Source organism: Actinomadura sp. B10D3 (assembly GCF_039871695.1).
GTDB classification, from domain to species: domain Bacteria; phylum Actinomycetota; class Actinomycetes; order Streptosporangiales; family Streptosporangiaceae; genus Spirillospora; species Spirillospora madurae.
On the sequence record NZ_JBDPLY010000047.1, the window covers coordinates 40,477 to 46,622 of the forward strand.

General features: G+C 72.8%; 4 protein-coding genes and 1 pseudogene. 1 reads left to right on the forward strand and 4 read right to left on the reverse strand.

Annotation, left to right across the window (positions count from 1 at the left end):
* Positions 1–17 precede the first annotated feature (17 nt).
* From ABGB11_RS40430 to ABGB11_RS40440, 3 genes are all read right to left on the reverse strand, one after another.
* Complete coding sequence (locus tag ABGB11_RS40430; RefSeq protein WP_347640883.1) at positions 18–395, reverse strand: signal peptidase I; 378 nt, start codon at positions 393–395, stop codon at positions 18–20.
* 758 nt (positions 396–1,153) lie between these two features.
* Positions 1,154–3,115, reverse strand: coding sequence for an AAA family ATPase (locus ABGB11_RS40435; RefSeq protein WP_347640885.1), 1,962 nt, complete (start codon positions 3,113–3,115; stop codon positions 1,154–1,156).
* 125 nt (positions 3,116–3,240) lie between these two features.
* Positions 3,241–4,413, reverse strand: coding sequence for a transposase (locus tag ABGB11_RS40440; protein WP_347640887.1), 1,173 nt, complete (start codon positions 4,411–4,413; stop codon positions 3,241–3,243).
* Between the two features lie 22 nt (positions 4,414–4,435).
* On the opposite strand from ABGB11_RS40440, the pseudogene ABGB11_RS40445 reads away from it, so the two are divergent.
* Positions 4,436–4,519, forward strand: a pseudogene (locus ABGB11_RS40445) (IS200/IS605 family transposase); the annotation flags it as partial.
* A 215-nt stretch (positions 4,520–4,734) separates the two neighbouring features.
* Here ABGB11_RS40445 and ABGB11_RS40450 read toward each other — a convergent pair.
* Positions 4,735–6,146, reverse strand: a 1,412-nt coding sequence (locus tag ABGB11_RS40450; RefSeq protein WP_347640888.1) for an AAA family ATPase, incomplete at its 5' end; no start/stop codon positions are given.

Below are 6,146 nucleotides of genomic sequence, written 5' to 3' on the forward strand. Positions count from 1 at the left end.
GACCGCATATCCCGACTTCATCCTGAGGCCGCGGGCGGTTCCACGCGGTAGCCGGGGATCGAGGGCCAGCGGACGGTCATCACGATCGATTCCTCCTCGGCCTCCCAGGAGTGATCGACGCCGCGTCCCCAGACGACGTAGTCGCCCTGTTCCTTGAGGACGACGTCGCGTTCGGGGAACTCCATGCGGAAGCGGCCGCTGATGAGGACGAGGAGGGCGGTGCGCTTCTCGCCGTTCGTCCACTCGGCGCGGCGCTCGCCTCGGGGGTGCACGCCCCACTTGATCTCGACGTCCTCGCTGTACCGGAGGTCGCCGGACGGCTTGAAGTGACCGAGCAGCCATCCGCGGTCGCCGGCCGCGTCCGGCCCCGCCTTCCCCACGTACACACCGTCCACGGACCGCAACGTTAGCGCGGTGCGTTCCCTGAGAGGCGGCCCGGGACGCGCGTGACCACGATCCGGTTGTACTTGATCACATTCCGTGACCCGATGTGGCCATCTGTGCCGTATGACGCCAAGCGACCGGGGTCGCGATGCGATGCTCGGGCGTCCTGCCAGGTCATGGCGATTCGGAACGGGGGTTCCATGATCTTCGACGTCTCTCCCGCAGAGCCCGCATAGGGGCGCCGTGCGCGAACTCGACCCGGGCGCCCCCGTCCAACTCGGCAAGTTCCGGCTGCTCAAGGTGCTCGGCGCCGGGAGCATGGGAAAGGTGTTCCTGGGCCGGCACGTCAGCAGCGGGCCGACCGGTTCTCCGCGCGGGTCATCCGGCTCGGCATCCGCGCGGTCGCCGCCGACCCGGGACTGTGGGGCCGCCTGCACGAGCCGGACGGCGAGTACCTGATCCTGCGGAACACCGACTTCGCCGAGCCGGAACGGTCGGAGGCGCTCCGCCTGCTGCACGGCAGCGACGACCCGTGGGTCCGCGCGGAGACCGCTCAGCTGCTGCGGGACCTCACAACGGACCCCGAGCTCATCCCGTCCCTCAACCCGCTGGACGCCGGCGCGGGTCCGCGAGGTCCAGCCCGTGCGCGAGCGGGGTGGCGCGGCCGGGGCGCCGCCGCAGGGACACCGGCAGCCGCGGGTCAAGCAGCGTCCGCGCCCGGTAGCGACGGCGGCCAGCTCTCCGGGCGTGTCCCGGTGGCCGAACTCGATCACGGTGACGGCGGCGTCGTCGCGGTGGGCCGCGCGCAGGAACGCGGCGAGGCCGGGCCGCGGTCCCAGTGCCGCCAGCAGGAGTGGTCGAGGACGAGGACGAGCGCCGCCCCCGGCTCGGCGGCGCGCCGCGGGCGCCGCAGGTCGGCCGGGCTGATCAGCAGCCCCGGCGGCGCGTCCGGCCGGTGCGCCCGCCGGACCGCCTGGAACTTCGCCGCCTCCACCACGGTCGCGACGATCGCGAGATCGCGGGGACCGGACGCCGGGCGCACCCCGACCGGGCGGCCGCGCAGCCGGCCCGCCCGGGTCCGGCGGCCGGGCGGCGGCCGCAGCGTGCCGATCCGCGACAGCGCGCCGGGATCGTCCTCCGGATACGGCCACGGGCCGGCCGCCGCGGCGTCCGGCAGCGTGACGGGCTCCCCGGTCCGCGTCACCACCCGCCGGGCGGCCCCGGGCGCGGTCGCCTCCACACGGGCGCCCGCCGCGGGCGGTTCCGGTTCCGGACGGCGGGGCGCGAGCGGCGCCGTCCCGTGCGGTGGCGGCTCCGAGGCCGGAGGGGCGCCGGGCCCGCCGCCCGCCACCGCGATGCCGAGCAGCCCCGCCGCCTCGTCGACGTGCGCCGCCCCGGTCTCCGCCGCTCCCGCGAAGCCCCCGACCGCCCGCGCGATCCGGGCGAGCGCGAGGTCGCGCCGCCTGCTCGGGCCGGGCGGCAGCAGGTCGACGACCCGCCGCAGCGCGTCCTCCGCCACCGCGCCACCGCCGGGTCGGCCTGCCCGAGGTCGGGGACGAGCACCACCGCGCCGCCGGCGGCGGCGAGCGGCCCCGGCGCGAGGCGCAGCGCGTCCCCGTCCGGCCGCATCCGGACCCACAGGCCCTCGTCCGCGGAACCCGGGCCGAGCACCACGGTCGCCGGGGACTCCGGCAGGGCGCCGGTGAGCAGCCGCGCCAGCGGGGCCAGCAGGAAGGGGTCGAGGTCGTGGAACAGCACACCGCCCAGCCGGGGTTCCGCCGCCAGGCAGCTCAGCAGCGTGCGCACCCGGTCGAGCGTGCCCACCCTCACGTCCCCTGGAGCCGTGCCACGACCCGCTCGGTCTGCTCCGGGCCCCACTCCGGCAGCCGTCCGGAATCGTCGCTCGACCTGCGGTGCACCAGCGCGGGCCGGGCGACCTGCGCGACATGCGCGGCGGTGACCTCCGGCACGCCGTCGAGGGCCGCGCGGCACGCGCCGCGCAGGCCAGCACCAGCTCGCCGCGGTGCCCGGCGAGCCCGAACTCCTTCGCGACCCGCGCGCAGCCCGCGAGCACGCCCTCGGCGAAGCGGACCTGCCCGACCCGCTCCTTCGCCGCGGCCAGCGCCTCCCGCGTCTCCAGGTCGCGCCGTCTCGCCTCAGCCACCCGCGCGGAGTCAGGGTCGTCCTGGAAGGTCAGCACCGCGTCCATGATCTCGGCGCGGCGGTCCGCGTCGTTCTCCGGCCGCACCTCGGCGACCAGCCCGAACCGGTCGAGCAGCTGGGGGCGCAGGCTGCCCTCGTCCGGGTTCATCGTGCCGACCAGCGTGAACCGCGCGGGGACCGCCTTCGCCGCGAGGTTGTCGCGCTCGACGTTCAGCACGCCCGTGGACACGACGTCCAGGATGATGTTCACCAGGTAGTCGTCGAGCAGGTTGACCTCGTCGATGTAGAGGATGCCGGCCTTGGACCTGGACGCCTCTAGCAGCAGCCCGTCCTGAGGCTCCGGGTCCCCCTTCATCAGCTTGTCGATCTTCCAGCCGCCGAGCACCCGGTCGTCGGTGGCGCCGATCGGCAGCGTGACCGGGAGCTCGTCGGTCAGCATCCGCGTGAACGCGCGGACCGTGGTGGTCTTCGCGGTGCCGCGCTGCCCGGTCGCCAGCACGCCGCCGACCGCGTCCGCGACGTAGGCGATCTCCAGGGCCGAGCGCAGCTCCTCCTGGCCGACGATCATCGAGTACGGCAGGACGGTCGGGACGGGGTCTCTCTGTTCCTTGTGGACGATTTGACGCGCTCCCTGGCCTGAAGGCCGGGGATTCAGCCTGTGCCGCGTGCGTGGCACTTCTGTGGCTTCCTGTTTCACCGGGTCCTGCCCTCCGCTAGGCGGCCGGGGCTTACGGTCCCTCCGCAGGCGTTTTGTCTCTCCGCCCGTCCGGCGGCGAGGATGTTGTCGGCTGCGTTGATGTCGCGGTCGTGGACCGTGCCGCATGGGCAGGCCCACACGCGGACGCTCAGCGGCATCGACTCGGCCACAGCCCCGCACGCCGAGCACAGCTTGGACGAGGGGAACCACCGGTCGACTTTCGCGAAGGTACGGCCGTGCCGCTTCGCCTTGTACTCCAGCATCCCGACGAACGTGGACCAGCCCGCGTCGTGCACGGACTTGGCGAGCCGGGTGCGGGCCAGACCGTTCACCGCGAGGTCCTCCACGTAGACCGCTTGGTTGTCGCGGATCAGTCGTGTGGAGAGCTTGTGGTGATGGTCCCGCCGCGCGTCCGCCACGCGGGCATGCAGCCGCGCTACTTTCGCAACGGCCTTGCGGCGGTTCGCCGAGCCCTTCTGCTTGCGAGACAGCGCCTGCTGCGCCTTGCGGAGACGGCGTTCGGCGCGGCGCAGGAACCTCGGGCTGGTGATCTTCCGGCCGTCCGATAACACCGCGAAATGCGTCAATCCCAGATCGATACCGACCTCGGCCGCCACCTCCGGCAACGGCTCGTCGGCCGTCTCGACCACGAACGACGCGAAATACCGGCCCGCCGCATCCTTGATCACCGTCACCGACGACGGAGCGGACGGCAGGTCCCGCGACCACCGCACCCGCACATCCCCGATCTTCGGCAGGCGCAGCCTCCCACTCTTCGTGACCGTGAAGCGGGCGTTGCGGGTGAACCGGATCGCCTGCCGCCGGTCCTTGCGCGACCGGAACCGGGGCGGCGCGACCTTGCGGCCGTTGCGCTTCCCCGACACCGACGCGAAGAAATTCCGGTACGCGGTGCTCAAGTCCGCCAAGGCCTGCTGGAGCACAACGGCCGACACCTCGCCCAACCATGCCCGCTCGCCGGTCTTCTTCGCCTGGGTGATGACCCGCTTGGACAACTCCCCGTCCGACACGTACGGCAGCCCGGCCGCATGCGCCTCCTGCCGTGCGCGCAGTGCGTCGTTGAACACCACCCGCGCACACCCGAACGCCCGCGCCAGCGACTGTTGCTGGCCGGGGGTCGGGTAGAGCCGGAACTGGTACCTGAGCTGCATACCCCGATCCTCCTACCGGCCTATGACAGAACACGGCGACATCAGAACCGGTAGGCACTGCGTTTCCGCACTACACGCGCACTTGGTCTTTGTGACCAAAATCCGGCATCCGGTGTTCAGGGGGACACATCTGGGGCGCATGGAGCAGATCATGCGGGACGCGTCGCGACCTTCCCCTGAGCCGCCTTCAGCTCCTGATCGTCCAATCCGCCACCCCTCGACCACGCAGCGTCTCCGGCCGACCACTTTTCCACCCATCCGGCGCGCGGACGTGAGAAAAGGGCACAGAAGCGGAGACCGGTACCGGTCGCGGCGGGACGGTCAGGTCTGCGGGCGCTGGTAGGCGAAGCCGTCGCCGACCACGGCGGCGAGGGTCAGGTAGGCCTCGCGGGTCCCGGGGGCGAGCTGCTCCAGCTCGACCTCGGCTCCCTCCTCCAGGTGGTCGTCATAGGGGATGCGGACGACGGCGCGGCAGCGGCTCTCGAAGTGGGACTGGAGCTTGTCCAGGTCGACCTGGCTGCGGGTGCGGTTGCGGACCATCGACAGCACGACGACGCCGTTGCGGACGAGGTGGCCGTGGTCGTGCGCCTCCAGCCAGTCGAGGGTCGCGCTCGCGGAGCGGGCGCCGTCCACCGACGGGGAGCTGACCAGGACGAGCTGGTCGGCGAGGCTCAGCACGCCCGCCATCGCCGAGTGCAGCAGGCCGGTGCCGCAGTCGGTGATGCAGACCGAGTAGTACCGCTCCAGAACGACCGCGACGGCGGCGTAGTCCTCCGCGCTGAACGCCTCGCTGACCGCCGGGTCGCGGTCGGACGCGAGGATCTCCAGGCGCGCCTCGTTCTGCGAGGTGAACGCGCGGACGTCGGCGTACCGGTGGATCTGCTCGCGGTTGTTCAGCAGGTCGCGGACGGTCGCGGCGGTCTCCAGCCGGACCTTGTCCGACAGGGTCCCGCGGTCGGGGTTGGCGTCCACCGCGATGACCCGGTCGCCGCGCAGCGACCCCAGCATCGAGCCGAGGCCGGTCGTCGTGGTCGTCTTGCCGACGCCGCCCTTCAGCGACATCACGGCCACCCGGTGGTGCCCGCCGATCACGGGGGTGCGCGCCCGCGCGACGAGGTCCTTGCGGCGCAGGTCGTTCTGCGACTCGCCGGGGTGGATGCTGCCGGCGGTCGCCTTGTAGACCGCGCGCCGCCAGCCGGAGGACGGCGCGATCTTGCGCTCGCCGAGCAGGTTCTCGGAGCTGAGGTTGTCGGTGCTCTGCGGCTGGAGCGGCTGCTGCTGGGCGGGCTGGTCCGGCCGCATCATCTGGTTGAGCGCGTGCGGGTACTGCGACTGGTCCTGCGGGGGCCCGGCGGGGTATCCGTAGCCCGGCTGCGGGTACGGCTGGCCGGTGTTCGGGTCAACCGGCGGCTGGTACGGCTGGCCCGTGCTGGGATCGACCGGCGGGAACGGCTGGCCGGTGTTGGGATCAACCGGCGGCTGGTACGGCTGGCCCGTGTTCGGGTCGACCGGCGGGAACGGCTGGCCGGTGTTGGGATCAACCGGCGGCTGGTACGGCTGGCCCGTGTTCGGGTCGACCGGCGGGAACGGCTGGCCGGTGTTGGGATCAACCGGCGGCTGGTACGGCTGGCCCGTGCTGGGATCGACCGGCGGGAACGGCTGGCCGGTGTTGGGATCAACCGGCGGCTGGTACGGCTGGCCCGTGTTCGGGTCGACCGGCGGGAACGGCTGGC

What these genes read in the sequence shown, in the direction of transcription:
- ABGB11_RS40440 (WP_347640887.1), bottom strand. Translation starts at nt 4,413, where the DNA reads ATGCAGCTCAGGTACCAGTTCCGGCTCTACCCGACCCCCGGCCAGCAA.
- ABGB11_RS40435 (WP_347640885.1), bottom strand. Translation starts at nt 3,115, where the DNA reads ATGATCGTCGGCCAGGAGGAGCTGCGCTCGGCCCTGGAGATCGCCTAC.